This is a genomic window from Bifidobacterium rousetti (assembly GCF_008698235.1).
Taxonomy (GTDB): Bacteria; Actinomycetota; Actinomycetes; order Actinomycetales; family Bifidobacteriaceae; genus Bifidobacterium; species Bifidobacterium rousetti.
Window position 1 is genome coordinate 14,602 of sequence record NZ_PEBH01000014.1, and the last position, 15,974, is coordinate 30,575.

General features: G+C 60.8%; 11 protein-coding genes. All 11 read left to right on the forward strand.

The features are described 5' to 3' along the window. Positions 1 to 244 precede the first annotated feature (244 nt). Positions 245 to 2,812 (forward strand): DciA family protein, encoded by a 2,568-nt coding sequence (locus CSQ85_RS11910; RefSeq protein ID WP_190973032.1) that lies wholly within the window; start codon positions 245 to 247, stop codon positions 2,810 to 2,812. Next, positions 2,809 to 2,997 carry a hypothetical protein gene (locus CSQ85_RS11915; protein WP_150384185.1) on the forward strand — a complete coding sequence of 63 codons (189 nt, stop codon included), beginning with the start codon at positions 2,809 to 2,811 and terminating at the stop codon, positions 2,995 to 2,997. Before CSQ85_RS11910 ends, CSQ85_RS11915 begins: the two co-directional genes overlap by 4 nt. 435 nt (positions 2,998 to 3,432) lie before the next feature. Next, positions 3,433 to 4,953 carry a DUF3375 family protein gene (locus CSQ85_RS11920; protein ID WP_150384186.1) on the forward strand — a complete coding sequence of 507 codons (1,521 nt, stop codon included), beginning with the start codon at positions 3,433 to 3,435 and terminating at the stop codon, positions 4,951 to 4,953. Between the two features lie 168 nt (positions 4,954 to 5,121). Beyond that, positions 5,122 to 6,147, forward strand: a complete 1,026-nt coding sequence (locus CSQ85_RS11925; RefSeq protein ID WP_150384187.1) for an IS1595 family transposase — start codon at positions 5,122 to 5,124, stop codon at positions 6,145 to 6,147. Between the two features lie 117 nt (positions 6,148 to 6,264). Continuing rightward, positions 6,265 to 6,453: a type II toxin-antitoxin system RelB/DinJ family antitoxin gene (locus CSQ85_RS11930; protein ID WP_093960443.1), complete on the forward strand. Its 189-nt coding sequence runs from the start codon at positions 6,265 to 6,267 to the stop codon at positions 6,451 to 6,453. A gap of 109 nt (positions 6,454 to 6,562) precedes the next feature. Then, a complete protein-coding gene (locus CSQ85_RS11935) occupies positions 6,563 to 7,807 on the forward strand; it encodes an adenine-specific methyltransferase EcoRI family protein (RefSeq protein WP_150384188.1) in 1,245 nt (414 codons plus the stop codon). Beyond that, positions 7,797 to 8,963 (forward strand): HNH endonuclease family protein, encoded by a 1,167-nt coding sequence (locus CSQ85_RS11940; RefSeq protein ID WP_093960445.1) that lies wholly within the window; start codon positions 7,797 to 7,799, stop codon positions 8,961 to 8,963. The genes CSQ85_RS11935 and CSQ85_RS11940 overlap by 11 nt, the downstream gene beginning before the upstream one ends. A gap of 61 nt (positions 8,964 to 9,024) precedes the next feature. Beyond that, a complete protein-coding gene (locus CSQ85_RS11945) occupies positions 9,025 to 9,666 on the forward strand; it encodes a DUF4194 domain-containing protein (RefSeq protein WP_263390574.1) in 642 nt (213 codons plus the stop codon). After that, positions 9,663 to 13,100, forward strand: coding sequence for an ATP-binding protein (locus tag CSQ85_RS11950; protein WP_150384190.1), 3,438 nt, complete (start codon positions 9,663 to 9,665; stop codon positions 13,098 to 13,100). The genes CSQ85_RS11945 and CSQ85_RS11950 overlap by 4 nt, the downstream gene beginning before the upstream one ends. Beyond that, entirely contained in the window at positions 13,084 to 14,274 is a 1,191-nt protein-coding gene (locus tag CSQ85_RS11955) for a DUF3322 and DUF2220 domain-containing protein (protein WP_150384191.1), read from the forward strand. Before CSQ85_RS11950 ends, CSQ85_RS11955 begins: the two co-directional genes overlap by 17 nt. A gap of 646 nt (positions 14,275 to 14,920) precedes the next feature. Continuing rightward, positions 14,921 to 15,973, forward strand: coding sequence for a 3'-5' exonuclease (locus CSQ85_RS11960; protein WP_150384192.1), 1,053 nt, complete (start codon positions 14,921 to 14,923; stop codon positions 15,971 to 15,973). The last annotated feature ends 1 nt before the right edge of the window (position 15,974 follow it).

Consider the following 15,974-nt stretch of genomic DNA (forward strand, 5'->3'; position numbering starts at 1 on the left):
ACGCGACACGCCGAGACGGGAAAAACATGATGCCTTGCGAGCCCAATCCAATCGCATGCTAAAAGCATCCAATCATATCCAATCGCATCCAAATGCGTTCTACTGATCGAAAACCGACAATGAATGACGTCACCCAGACCGAACGTTATCGGGCATGGGAGGGGTGTGTACGACAGGACGCGGGGGCATGCTTCGCGTACGAGAACACTACTTACACAAGGCTTTCAGGGAGGAGCGGGACATCATGGCGGACAGCACGACGGGAACGAAGACGACAGGGGAGCTGGAACCCCGTACCGTGGCCGGACGGCAACTGCGCGACTACCAGCTCGAGGCCGTGAACGCGATGGAACAGGCTCCCGACGGCGCCCACCTCGTCCAAATGGCCACTGGCCTCGGCAAGACCGTGACCATGGCCGCCTACCACCGGAAAGGCCGTGTCCTGATCCTGTCCCACAGGGACGAACTCGTCCACCAGCCCGCGAAATACTATGACGTGCCCGTCGGGTTCGAAGAGGGCCCAGAGCATGCGGAGGACGAGGAGGTCGTCAGCGCGAGCGTGCAAAGCCTGTCACGCGAAAACCGCCTCCACCGGTTCAAGCCGGGCGAGTTCGACACGATCTTCACCGACGAAGCCCACCACGCCCTCGCCGACAGCTACCGTCGCATCATCGACTGGCTCAAACCCGCCAAGCACATCGGCCTGACCGCGACCCCGCGCCGCGGCGACCAGCGTGGCCTCAAGGATGTCTACCAGGACATCATCTTCCAACGCGACCTCAAATGGGGCATCCAGCACAACTGGCTCACCGACATCGACGCCCGCCGCGTCAGCGTCTCCTGGGACACCAGCAACGTCAAACGCACGCGCGGCGACTACGAACACGCCGCCCTTGAACAGGTCGTCGACACCGCGAGCACCAACCAGCAGGTCGTCGCCGCCTACAAGGAACTCCACCAAGGCCAGACCCTGATCTTCGCGTCCAGCGTCCAGCACGCGCACGCGCTGTCCGAACTCATCGAGTCCAGCCACGTGATCGACGGGACCACGCCGCCGGACGAACGCCGCCGCCTCATCGAAGCGTTCACGAACCGTGAATTCGACTGCCTCATCAACTTTTCCGTGTTCACGGAAGGGACCGACCTGCCGTTGATCGAGACCGTGCTGATCGCACGCCCGACCAGCAACGACACCTTGTACACGCAGATGGTCGGTAGAGGACTGCGTCCCGCCAAAGGCAAGGAGATGCTGCGGCTCATCGACTGCGTTGGTACGAGCGACGACAAGCGGCTGTGCACCCCGCCGACCTTGTTCGGTATCGACGAAAGCGCACTGCCCGAACCCGCCCGCAAGTCCAAAGTGCTTGACGGCAGTCTCACGGGGCTCGCCGAACGCATCGAGAAAGCATGCGACACCCCGTACGGGTGGGTGTTGCGCGCCCGACGCATCAACGTGCTCGACAGCCCCCTGCACATCGCATGGGTCACGTTGCCCGACGGTACACGTTCGGTGTCCGGGGACGGGTGGAAGGCGACGCTCACCGCGCCGGACCTCGTCGACCATGTCACCGCGACCGTGATCCTCGACGGCAGGAACACGATCACCCGCGAATACCCCGACATCGAACAGGCCGACGAAGCCGTCCACCGGATCCTCCTCGACGACACACGAGCGCGTAAGAGCTTGAGCCTGTGGGACAAGAACAAGGTCGGCGACTGGGGGAGCGAACCCGCCACCGACGCGCAGATGCGCTACCTACGCAAGCTGCTCACCCCGGAAGACTTCAAACGCATCACGCCCGTCAGCAAGTTCGAAGCCTGCTGCGCCATTGAAACTCACCAGCGTGAAACCCAAGGAGTCTGGGGCGCCTGTCCGAAATGCGGCGCGCCCCTCCGCCCCAGCATGAACGGCAAATCGATCCAATGCTCCACGAACCGGCGCAGGAAGAACGGATGGGAGTGGGTCCTTGTCAGCGGTTGCGGCACATGGATGCCCGCCAGTCTCGACGGCGTGAAACTCGACCCCGCACAGGTTCGCGCCCTCGTCAAGGGGGACACCATCGACGTCAACGACCTCACATGGAAACTGTCCATGGGATACGACGGCGCATGCCGCTACACGGTCGTGCCAGCCGTTGAAACCAAACCGGAACAGAAACCAGAGGATACGACAGTCGGCAAGACCACGCAGCCCGCATCCTCGGACACGGACAAGGAACAGGAGCGGACGATCTGCGAACGGTTGAGAACGCTACTCGGCCCCGTCGTCTCTGAACACGTCACCAAGATCGGCTACCGGAACGGCACGCTCACCCTGGACGTGGACCACACCATATGGGTGACCCAGTTCGAATACCTGACCCCGATGATTACCGCCGCCCTCAAAGGCGATCCCGCCACGGCCACCATCCCTGTCACGGGCATCACCGTACGAGGACCGGAACCTGCCGAAAGCATGCAAGACGAAAGAAAGGAAGCCACCGTGGAGATCAACAAAGATCGTCGACGTTCGAGATTCGCGGCCAAACACAACCCGGACGCAAGCATGCCGCCGACACGACTCACCGTCAGAAACGACGGCAAGCTGACCGTCCGCGCCACCGACACAGTGCGGGCATTGGTATTCAACATCGCCGGATGCTCCGGCGCCGACGTCATCCTCACGATCAATCACGGGCACATCACCATCACCCGCGCCGACACAGGCGAGTTGCTCGTCAGCCAACGCCTCGACCCCGAACGCACCTACCAGAAACGCCAACCCATCACCACCAATGACCAGACCATTGGGAAGGAGAACACGAAGGAATGACCATTCGCCTAGTCAAAGCCGGACCCGGAATCTACGCCGTCACCCTCGACGGCCAACCCATGGGCAGCATCAGCAGGGAACGACGAGGTCGCCACCACACTTGGAAGGCGACCGGCATCCAAGGACGTGAAACCCTCATCCCCGACCGCGATGCCGCCGCCCGATGGGTGGCCAGAACCCCATGAACACCACCGCCGCAACCCAGGGAAACCAACCAGCCAACAGCCGGAAACCAGGAACCCGCAGAGCATACTTCCCGCATACACGGGGCAACCCTAGGGTGCGCATCCTACCCGCATGCATAGGGGTGGCCCTGCCGCATCTGGAAAGTTAAGGAAAGTTAGCGCAAGGGACATCGGGATGGACAAAGGATTGAAAATCCGACGATTCACGATTCCTTTCGAACGGATGACGGCGACAAGAACACCGGAATGGAAAGTTAAGGAAAGTTGGCATCCTCCCCGCACACGCAGGGGTAGTCCTTCATCGGCGTGGATAATCTGCCCGAACCGGTTCCCCGTGGGCACGGGGATGACCCTCCCCGGGTTCCGGAATGGAGATTCAGGATCATTGGTTCCCCCACTGGTGTGGGGTGCCCGAGAAAGAAAGGAGTATTGACTATGGCGGATGAGAACGCGACGCATTGGGATCCCGTGGAACAGTACCGTCGTATGGAACCGGTGTGGGAGTTGGGCGAATTCCGGCTGCTGCGTCGCACGAAGTCCCTGCGGAACATCGCGATCATACGCGCGTGTTTCGATCCGCTCGACAGCGAACTCCCACAGGACGAGTTGCGGCGACGACTGGTCTCGGCGGTCAGGGAATACGTGGATCAGGGCATCATCGAACTGTCCGACGGACAATACGTCGAGGACAAGGCCGATGAGATCCTCCAGGATCTCACGCGCGTCGCCGAAGGCGATTACGCATGGCTCGAGAACCACCGGGACATGTACCGTCGTCAGTACACGTACCGCATCACGCTCAGGGCCATGGCCGCGATCGCGACGGTGGACGGGTTCCTGTCCGGATCGAACACGCTGTCGGGCGCGTGGAGCAACGGCATCCTGACCCTGGTCAGGGATACGGCGTTGCGGTTCAACCCGGACACGGTCCAACGCATCCGGGATCTGAAACGCCAGCGCAGGGAACTGGACGAGCGCATCCGCGATCTGGAGCGGGGCGGCGTGGACGCCGCGATGAACGAACGCGAGGTCGAGGACTCCATCAACCTGATCCGCAAGATGATCATCGGCATCCCGACAGAACTCCACGGACTCGTCCAACGCGAACGCGACGCAGGCAACGACATCCTCGCCCGCATGCAGAACGGGGACATCACCGTCGAGGAGAATCTGCGCCTGTACCAGCAGGAGGAGCGGGGCATGCGGGAATCCCGTGACGGCCAACGCTTCCAGGAAACATGGGACAGCTTCATGGAAGACCGTGGACGCGAACGCATCGACGAATGGTTCGACACGATCGAATCCTCCCCGTACATGACCGAGAAAACCAGCCGAATGTTCGCCATGACCCGCAAGGAAATGGATGCCATCTACACGGGCATCGACGCGGTCGCTGACCAACGCCGCAGGTCGGAACAGGCGAAGACACGACTACTGGGCCAACGGTTGACCACGAGATACCGGGTGAGACGGGAAGCGTTGGATCGCCTGTTCGCATTGGCCGGACAGGCCGGCAAGACCACGCGCATACCGATTCCCGTATACGACCCGGTCATCGCCTCCGAACTGGCCACGAAAACGGACCGGCCACCGACTCCGCAAACCATCCCGCCATTGACGGGACAGGAGGTCGACAAGGCCGGGGGAGAACGGGCGCTCGTCGAGATGATCGAACAGGGAGGCCCCGACTGGGTGAGGATCGCATCGCTCATCATCGCGAACCCGGTCATGAGCGACGGGCTCGTGGACATGGTCGCCAGCTTCAACCGGCTCCCGGACAAGGACCGGCGCGATTGCGAAATCATCGGACTGCTCGAACAGTTCGAAACCATCCACGACGGGGACAAGACCGTCTGGATGGGCAACACCGGTGACGGGGACAAGGCGGCATGGGCTGGAGCGCGCATGCTCATCCCCATGAACACGCTCCAACAAACGATCAAGGAGGAAGAATGACGATGATCGAGGACGAGGAAAACGAGAACGCCCTGTTCGAGGGCGACACCAGCAGCATGCCCGCGGACGCGCGCAGGGCCGCGATCAAGCTCAAAAAGGAAAGGGTCTGTTAGACCAACGTGTTGGTTTTGATTTGCAAAGTAGCTACATAGTACTTACAATGGGGCTATGGGTAGGCATAGCGGGGCAGCAAAACTGGTCAGCGGGGTTCGGGACGGCCTCGCGCTGCTGGATGACGACGAGCGCCGCCGGGCGATTGAGACCCTTCGTTCCATCGTGTACGAGGACATGTTCGGCACGGGTTCCCAGGAGCTGCCCTCCAGCGCTTGCACGCGCTGCGGTTCGATAGCGGTCCAGAAGTACGGCAGGACCCCAGCCGGAAAACAGCGCTGGTACTGCAAGGACTGCAAGCGCACGTTCACCGCGACCACGGGCCGGGTCCTCGGCATGTCCAAGCTGCCGGACGACGTGTGGATGCGGTTCATCGAGTCGTTCATCAGCCGGGATTCTCTGCGAGACTGCGCTGACAAGTGCGGGGTATGCCTGCGCACCGCATGGTTCATGCGCCACCGCGTCATGGAGTGCATCAAGCGGTACAACCCCGCGTTCAACACCGGGGCCGGCGACCGTGTGGAGATTGACGAGACGTACTTCCGCGACAGCTACAAGGGGTACGGGCACGCGAACTCGAAACTCACGATGCCCCGCCCGGCGCGGACGAGCGGCAAGAAGGCCTCGAAACGCGGCCTGAGCAAGGAGCAGGTGTGCGTCGTCACCGGCATCGATGACAAGGGCGCGTCGTTCCTCGTGGTCGCGGGGCGCGGGCTGCTCGGCAAGGCGCGCGCCCTCCGCGCGCTCACCGGTCGAATCGGTGCCGGAGCGCTCGTGGTCACCGACAAGGCCGGCTCGTACCCCGCCGTGCTCAAGCGGCTCGGGGCCGAGTTGAAGCAGACCGACGCGACGGAGCACGGCATCAACCGGGTCAACTCCCTGCACGCCCGGCTCAAGGACTTCATGAAGCCGTTCAAGGGCGTATCCACGAAGCACCTCCAGTCCTACCTCTCGTGGTTCCAATGGACTGAGGTATTCAAGAGCAGGCCCACCGAACAGCAGCGCACGATGGGCCGTCAGGTCAGGGGCGGCACGTACCGGCGCACCCGCAGTGCCTACATCAACATGCCCATGCCCATCTGACCCATCGTTTGGCTACCCGCGTTTTCTTAGATATGCGCACTCCAGTTGGTAGCATGACCAGCATCATCCAACCGTATGTACTACGATGTAGCTACCACACGATTGGAGGACAACCCTATGAGCGTGCCGACCACCACCATGAGAATCGACCCAGAGTTGAAGGACGAGGCCAACAAGGTGCTTGGAGAACTCGGCCTGAGCCTGTCCGGGGCCGTCACCATCTTCCTCAAGGCCGTCGTGCGCGAACAGGGACTGCCCATCGACATGAGCATCAAGCCGGACAAAACCGACGAGAGCAACCGATAGAAGGAGTAGGCTCCCCATGATGATAAGCAAGCGGGGGGGGGGCAAGCGATAACGGCCTGCTGACCCCGATCAGAAAGCCCATCACTATCACCAAAGAAGGTGATAAGTGATGTCTGGGAAAAGCGTACTTAGCGCTGCGGCAAAGGCCAAGAAGGATGAGTTCTACACACAGCTCAGCGACATCGAGAATGAAATGCGACACTATCGTGCACACTTCAAAGGCAAGACGGTATTCTGCAACTGCGACGATCCGTTCGAGAGCAACTTCTTCAAGTACTTCGTGCTGAACTTCAACAAACTCAAGCTGAAGAAGCTCATTGCGACATGTTATGACGGTTCACCGATAGCCAATCGGCAGTTGTCTCTATTTGACGTTCTCAAACTTGATACGGCTCAGGATGAGGGGAAACGGGGCAAGCCTTACAAGGCCGTGGTTACCACGGTTCACGATACCACCGGTAACGGTGGTATTGACATGCTGGACGTGAAGAATCTATTCAAGGACGGGGAGAACCAGCTCACTGAGCTTGAGGGGAATGGTGACTTCCGTTCGAAGGAATGTGTGGCTCTGCTGGATGAGGCTGACATCGTGGTGACTAATCCACCATTCTCCTTGTTCCGCGAGTATGTGGCTCAGCTCATGGAGCATGACAAAAAGTTCATCATAATCGGTAGTAAGAACGCTATTACGTACAAGGAAATCTTCCCGTACATCATGAATGGAGGGCTATGGCTCGGGTACGGATTCGCTAACGGCAATTCGTACTTCAAGATTCCCCCGCAAAATGCGCGCGCTTTCGCTAATGGGGTGTATGACCCGGAAAAAGGCCTTGTCCATTTCCGAAATGTCACATGGTTCACGAATTTGGACATCGGTAAGCGTCACGAAGAGATGATTCTCGTCCGGAAATATGCTGGGCACGAGTCGGATTACCCAAAGTATGACAACTATGACGCTATCGAGGTGAGCAAGACAGCTGACATTCCGGAGGATTATGCCGGGCTGATGGGTGTTCCAATCACGTTCCTTGATAGGTACAGTCCTGACCAATTTGACATCGTTGGTATCGCTAAGGCCGGTGCTGGTGACATGTCCCTCCGCACGAAGGTATATCCCCGGCAGATTCAAATCAGCAAGATGGGTAAGGAGTCGTTAGTAACGAAGCTGAATGATGGCCCGGCGTTGAAGGTGAGGGAAGCTCCGGAGGATAGTACCTACTACCGCATCGACGATGACATATTTGTGCAGGTCTATGCACGTATTCTCATTCGAAACAAGCATCCGCAGGGCGTTTTTGACTGTTTCCCCCTCAACCCGGATGAGACCGACAAAGGAGCATTGAATGCAGATTGAGCAGCGCACCGTCACCGTCCGTGACGTGACCGACGATTATTTCAACAACGACGAGGAAGGTGTCAGAGGCTATCATGCTCGGCTCGACATCCGGCCTCCGTACCAGCGTGAGTTCGTGTACAAGGACAAGCAGCGCGACGAGGTTATCCGCACGGTTCTCAAGGGTCTGCCGTTGAACGTGATGTACTGGTGCAAGACCGGCAAGAATGAGGATGACGAGGAGACCTACGAGGTGCTGGACGGACAGCAGCGTACCATCAGCCTCTGCGAGTACGTGGACGGTAGTTATTCCGTGGATGACAAGTACTTCGACAACCTCCCGCAGGATTTGAAGGACAAGATACTCGACTACGAGCTGTTCGTGTACGTGTGCGATGGCACGGACAGCGAGAAGCTGGACTGGTTCAGAATCATCAACATCGCGGGTGAGCAGCTCACCGACCAGGAGCTACGCAACGCGGTGTACGCCGGCCCATGGGTCAGCGACGCTAAACGCTACTTCAGTAAGACCAGCGGCCCCGCATACAAAATCGCTGGCGACTACCTGAAAGGTGACGCTATCCGGCAGGACTATCTCCAAACCGCGATTAACTGGGCCGCGAAAGCCGAGAACGTCAACATCGAGCAGTACATGGCACAGCACCAGTACGACGCGAACGCAGTAGCCCTTTGGAACTACTTCCGCTCCGTCATCGATTGGATTCCCGCGACCTTCACCAAGTACTATAAGGAAATGAAGGGCTTGCCGTGGGGCATCTACTACAACGAGAACAAGAACCGCACCGACCTTGACCCCAAGAAGCTGGAGAAAGCCACGGCCAAGCTCATGGGGGACGAGGACGTGACAAACAAGCGAGGCATCTTCCCGTTCCTACTGACCGGTGATGTGAAGAACCTTTCTATCCGTCAGTTCGACCGTGCAACTAAGCTTGCTGCTTACGAGAAACAAGGGCATAAGTGTCCTACATGCGGTAAGACGTTCGATTTCAGCAAGATGGACGGCGACCACATCATTCCGTGGTCCAAGGGCGGAAAGACCGTTCCGGAGAACTGCCAGATGCTCTGCAAGGAATGTAACCTCAAGAAGAGCGCTCAGACCTCCGCAAGCGAGAAGGCCACTGGTTGGACCAGTTGGCTCCTCGATGTGCTTCTCTGACCTGCATAACCAGAGGTAGCTCAAACGGATAAGACAAGGTGTGCCCACCGGCGCGTAACCGGTGGGCACACCTTATTTGAATCAAAACCAACACGTTGGTCTAACAGCCCCAAAGGAAAAGTACATCGACGGCGACCTGTACGACATGGCCGAAACATACCATGACGAGGTCGTCCGCTCGCTGCACGACGACCTGCTCGAATTGCATGTCAACCGCAAATACAAGGTCATGACCGCCCACCCGGTCGACGTGCCCGGACTCGGCATGCCCAGTCTGAAAAGGCGTCAGAGACTCCGTCCCGAGGAGTTCCAGATGCTGATACTGCTCGCGGAACGCTACGACGAGCATGACGGCGACGGGCCGGTCACGGTCGACTTCGACGAACTGTTCGAAGGCATGACCAGGGGCGCGGGCGCGTTTTCTGGGCGCAGCGACATGAAACGGGCCGAGAAACGCATCAGGACCATCATCCAAGCCCTGGTGAAAAACAAATACCTCACCGAAATGAAAGAGGTGGAGGACCGGTGGACGGTGACGGTGCTCGTGCCCGTGGCACTGTCCGACGAAACACTCGAAGCCGCCAGGAAAACCCTCGAACAAGGAGGCCTCACCCCGACCACAGGCGACATGGACGAGGACGACAACGACCTCGACGACATTGACGACGACGACAACCAGGACGAAACGGAGGACATGCGATGAGCGGGGAAACCATCCAGACGATGATCGGCGACCAGTGGCGGCTGGAAAGCACCCAACTGGTCAACTGGGGTTGCTATGACGGCTACCATGAGTTCACGCCCGCGTACGATGATGGCGCCATCATGACGCTCGTCGCCGGCGACAGCGAATCAGGCAAATCCACGCTCCTCGACAGCCATACCGCGGTCCTCTATCCGACGGGATACGGGTACAACCGGGCGTCGAACGGTGGCCGGTCCGAACGCGGCATCTACTCGTACCTCAAAGGCGCGCTCGGCAACATGTCCAATAACGGCAAGGAGACGGAATACCTGCGCGGCAGTCTCAACGGCGAACCCGCACCCGTGTGGGGTGCCGTCATCGAAACATACGAGAACAACGATGGTGCCATCCTGTCGTTCGGCATGTTCCTCACACTGCCGGCGGGCGGCGCGGTCAACGAACTGAAAAGAACATGGCTGTCATGGGATTCGAGGATCGACCCTCGGATCATGGACGCGTACCGGGGCACGAGCATCACCCCGTCGAAACTGGCCGACGCGTACCCCGGATGCCGCACCTACGAGTCCGGCGAGAAATGCCACGACTATGTGTGGGGCAGGCTTGGCCTGACCAAGAAGGCATGCCGACTGCTCGCCAAGGTCCAATCATCCGAAGCGACCGGCAACGGCGACGGCGTGTTCAAGTCACTCGTCCTCGAGGTGCCGGACGCGATCGGCAAGGCCGAACAGACGGTCGGTGACTATGACGCGTTCAAAAACAACCTCGACTCCATGGAACGCAGCGTCCGCCAGCTCGCCGCATTGGACCGGCTCCACGACCGTCTCGCCCGTTACGACGAGGCCGCGACCCAGGCCGGCGCGTACACGGGCATCGACCCGGACGACACGGAAGGCGCCCACACCATCGACACCATGGTCACACGCCGCCTGCGGGGCGAGGTCGTTGACGGCCGGCGCATGTTGGACACGGAACTGGCCGACGCGCAGTCGAAATCCCAGACGGCCGAAACCCGCTACCGGGACGAGACCACCGCGTACGAGGAGCTCGCCCGCGAATACGAGGAGCGTGGAGGCGGCGAGGTCGACCGGCTCAACGCGAAACTCGAGGACGCCCAGGCCCAGGCCGATCGCATCCACAGGGAACACGAACGCGTTGCCCGCGCGTTCGACCAGGCAGGCAGGACCATGCCCATGGACGGGGACGCGTGGAACAGGGACATCGGCATGCTGCAGCATGACGAAACCGGCTACACGACCCGGATGGAGGAGATCGAGAACCGGCTGACCGGCCTGCGCGTCAAGTCAAGGGACCTGGCCGCGAACCTCGACCAGCTGCGCGGCGACTACCAGGTGCAGGCCGCCGGTGACAGCCGCGTCCCCGCGGACATGGAGGAGACCCGCCGCACCATCGCCGGCATCCTCGGCGTCAACGTTGAGGACATCCCCTACGCCGCCCAGCTCATGGACGTCGCGAAGGACCAGGAGCGTTGGCGTACTGCGGTGAACGCCGTCTACCGGGAACTCGGCAGCACCATCCTCGTGGACGCCGCGTTGAAGGACACGCTCGCGCCACGCATCGCCGCCATCAAGCCCAACGGGCTGCGCCGTGTCAAGGTCATGTTCGCACGCACCGGCATGCCCGTCGACCCGAAGCCCCGCGACGGGTGGGCCAGCGGCACGCTCGTCTACCGGACCGGATCCCCGTACGCCGGATGGCTCGCGACCATAACCGGGGGAGCCTGTGACGCCCGCTGCGTCGACACCATCGACACCAGCGACAACGGCCGGCAGGTGCGCGACGACGGATTCCTCTACGACGGTGCGGCGACGGTCTCCCACGGGTTGAAAACCCGCGACAACCGGCCCATGGAGTCGATCATCGGCTTCGCCGACGAACAGTACCTGCGTGAACTGCGCGAACGCATCGACACCGCCCAACAGCAGGTCGACCAGACCAGCGGCGAAATCCAGGCCGCACTGGACCAGCGTCGATCCCTTGAATCGGCGCACACCCTGACGACCCTCATCGAGGGCGTGACATGGACGGACGTGGACGAACAGTCCGCCCTCGAACGCGTCGACAGGATCGAAACCATGATCGACTCCCTGCAATCCGACCCGGACGTCATCCGCTTGGGACACATGGTCGAGGAAGCCAGGATCAGGCAGCGCAACGCGTCCGACGAGGCCGCCCGCGCCCGCGACCTAGTCGCCGCGACCCAGAACACGATCCATCAGGCCGGCGAATGGCTCGAACGCCATCCCGAAACCAGTATGGAAGGGACGGAGACCATCCTCACCAAGGAGACGGGCATGATTCTCGACGCCGCATACAAGGCCGTGCCCATGACCGGTGACGGGGGAGCGGCCGACCGGACCCGGTACATCATCGGCACGCATGACGGCGCCATCAACCGTATGATCGCCGACACGATCAGGAAAGGAAAACGCGACGCCGACCGCGACAGGGACGCCCAGCGCGAAACCGTCGAAACCCTCATGGACGCCTACCTGCGGGAATACGAGCCGGACGAGAACCGGGTGACCGCGACGGTCGGCGACCGGAACTATTTCACAAGGGAACGCGACATCGTGAGCACCCAAGCGGCGCCCGGCGTGCTCGGCGAGGAATACAGGAGCAAGGTCGACGACCTGTACCGTGACTTCGTCAGCCTCAACAACGCGTTGCGACGCGACAAGGAGGACGTCATCGACAAGCTCGCCCTCATCAACCAGAAAATGAGCCAACTCCGCTACGGGGCGAAACACGGCCGGCTGACCATCCAACCGGAAGTGAACGATCCCGACAAGACGTTCAGGGGAGCGTTGACGCGCATCATCAACAGGCTCACCGACGCGCAACGGAACCCGGATCGCAGCGACGACGAAACGAAACGGTTGTTCGCCGAATGCCGTCCCATGGTCGACAAGCTTCGCCAGGAATTGGACAGCATCAACGACAAGCAGGGCCCGTTCGAACGGTACGGGGCCAGGAACCTCGACCCTCGCTGTAGGTCACGATTCCCCGCGATCGTGGAATACGAGGACGGCGTCATCGAACGCATCGAATCGACCGGTGGCAAAAGCGGTGGCGCGCTCCAAGAGTTCACGAGCTTCGTGTACGGGGCCGCGCTCGTCTACCAGCTTGGCGGCGGCGACATCGACGCCCAACCAAGCTATACGACGCTTTTCCTTGACGAAGCGTTCACCAAGGCCGACCGTCAGTTCACCCGCCGCGCCATGAAAGTGCTGTCCGCCCTAGGATTCCAGATCATCGCCGCCACACCCAACAGCAAGGTCAGCGAAATCATGGCCCTCTCCAACAAGGCGTGCGTCGTCCGCAAAAACCTGTCGACCGGCAAATCCCGGATCGACCCCATCGAAGCCATCGCACTCGGACGGGAGGAACCCGACGGTGAAAACCACGCATGACATCAAGAACATGACCGCCCGCCGGCTCGAAGCGCACGCCTACGACCCGGCCGGCGCATGGCCGTACGACATCCCCGTGGGACTCCCGTCCCGAAACACCTTGGAACAGGACGCCGTCACCTACCTGACGGCGGACCGGGAGCTGCGCCGGATGGCCGAACAGGCGGGATGCACGCTGTCCGTGAGAAACCGGATGATCGGCGTGCCCGTGGAACTGGTCGAACGGGTCACCATCCCCAATGAGGACACAGCCCTACGACTAACGGCCGGCGACGAGCGCGCGGAACGTTACCTGACCATCCGCCATCGCATCGCACAGGTCAAGGAACGATTCCACACATCCTTCGAGGAGGCGGCGACGTTCGTCAGGACACTCAAACCCTCGGACCGGGACGATGACACCGCGTTCATCCTCGACATGGACGCCGCAGCCTATTTCGCAACCCACGACGTGACCGGCATGGACCCCCGCCAAGTGCCGTTGGCCGGGTTCAGCGGCAAATTCCTCGACGGTGACGGCAACCGACGCGAAAAAGCCATCACACGGCTCATTGGCAAGGACACGCTCGGACTGCGGCATCCAACGGGCGAACGGTTCCGGTTCCGTCTGCTCGACCCCATGTATGCCAGCGAACCCGACCTGATCGTGGAAGGCCAACCGTGGGATAGCGGCCGTGACCTAGGCCTCGAAACGGCGATCATCATCGAGAACAAAGCCACTTACAGAATGATGCCCGCCATCAGGAAAGGCCTGTGCATATGGGGACACGGATACACGGCGGCGAACATCACGAACGCGATACCATGGCTCGACCATCTGCATGTCGTCTACTGGGGAGACATCGACGCGGACGGATTGCAGATCCTCTCCGATCTGCGCGTCCACACCGGCATCGACTGCGAATCCATTCTCATGGACATGGACGCCTACAACGAATACCAGCACTACGGCACGACGCTTGACCCGTTCAACAAGCCGATCCGCAACCGGGAACCAAACCCCGTACCCGGACTGCACCCCAAGGAGCGGCGCCTCTACGAACACCTCTGTAATCCAAGGAAAGGATACCCGCCCAGAATCGAACAAGAACGCATCCCCCTCGACAGGGCCATGCAGGAACTGACCAGACTCGGCATACAAAAACCATTATCGCCCGGAAGCCCCGTGTACTGAATGAAGCCTCCCCGCACACGCAGGGATAGCCCTCCCTTCCAGTATGGTCACTAAAGCCGGCGAAAATCAACGGATCTTCCTCGCATTCGTGGGGATAGGCCTGGAGAGGCACGACAGCGGACTGGTCCACAGCACACTTCCCCGTACACGCGGGGATAGGCCGGAGGCTGTCAGCTTGGAAGTGTCACCTGCTTCCCCGTATACGCGGGGATAATCCGATGGTCTGAAACCCTCTAACCTTCCCCGCACGCGCAGGGATAGCCCCTACAACCGCATCGCAGGCACGGACAACACTTAAACCTTCCCTGCACGCGCAGGGATAGCCCTCTCGGCACTAGGGAGTTTCCAGCCGAACCCTCCCCGCACACGTGGGGATAGCCCGAATCCAACCCGGACCGACCTCGGCAAAGCCGACTCTTCCCCGCACGCGCGGGGATAGACCCTTGACGGCCGATATCGTAGCCGAAACCTGACAACCTTCCCCGCACGCGCAGGGATAGACCCATCGACCAGCACATCATCCGATGCGGCCACAAACCTTCCCTGCATACGCGGGGATAGACCACCCGTACCGAGAGCCCGCTCCCTCCCCGCACACGCGGGGCCACTCCAGCTACAACCTCTTTTTAAGGGAAAGGAATCATTCATGAGCGACCACACATACGAGACACCACTCGCGTTGAACCTGTTCACCCGCTGCCACGTCACACTCACGGGAAACGACCGGTTCCTGTTCACCACAGGCAACCGCTCCTACCAGGCAAGCGAAGCCATCATCGACTACACATGGATCCCGGAACGCGCCATCACCCCGAACGGCACGGAACTCCTCGCATTGGACGCGCCCACGCCCTCATGGATGCGGGTCGTCTGCCGACACATCCGCAAGGACGGACGACCCTCCGCCCAAGGTTCGGTCACGAAAACCATCAACCTGAACGACCCCGGCATGGACGGCGCCCGCCGCATCGCCGACACATACAAACCCCATGCTCCCGAAGGCGGGGCGCCCGCAAGGATCAGCATCCCCGCATGGATGAACACCAGCGCAGGCGCCGGGAACCCGTTCCGGGAACGCGTCGAACGCACCGACCCCGTGGTCCGCGTGTTCGACACCGAAACCACCGGCACCGGCCCAGACGACGAAGTCCTCGCCCTCGCCATCACCGACGAACAAGGCCGCGTCCTGTTCAACCACCGGTTCAAGCCCGTCACCCACACAGCATGGCCTGAAGCACAGAAAATCCACGGCATCACACCCGAGGATGTGGCCGACGAGAAACCCCTGTACTCGTACAAGACGGAACTCGACGGGATCTTCCGTGACACGGACGTTCTCGTCGGCTACAATCTCCGGTTCGACGAACGACTCCTCGAACAATCCGGCTACGTGATCCGCGACATCACGAACGCCCCATGGCGCAGCGACGTCATGCTCGAATACGCGCCCATCGCCGCCGTACCCGACACCAAACACAACGGGTTCAAATACCAGAAACTCGTCGACTGCGCCACCCACTACGGGTACCGGTTCCACGCGCACGACGCACTCGAGGACACCAAGGCCACCGCCTACTGCTGGCTGCGCATGGGCCTCGACCAACGCTTCCGTGCTCTCAAGGACGCGACCGTCAACACCCGACCCAACAGTGCGCCCACGGGATCCGATGCCGTCGACCAGCCGAACACGGGGGAGTGAC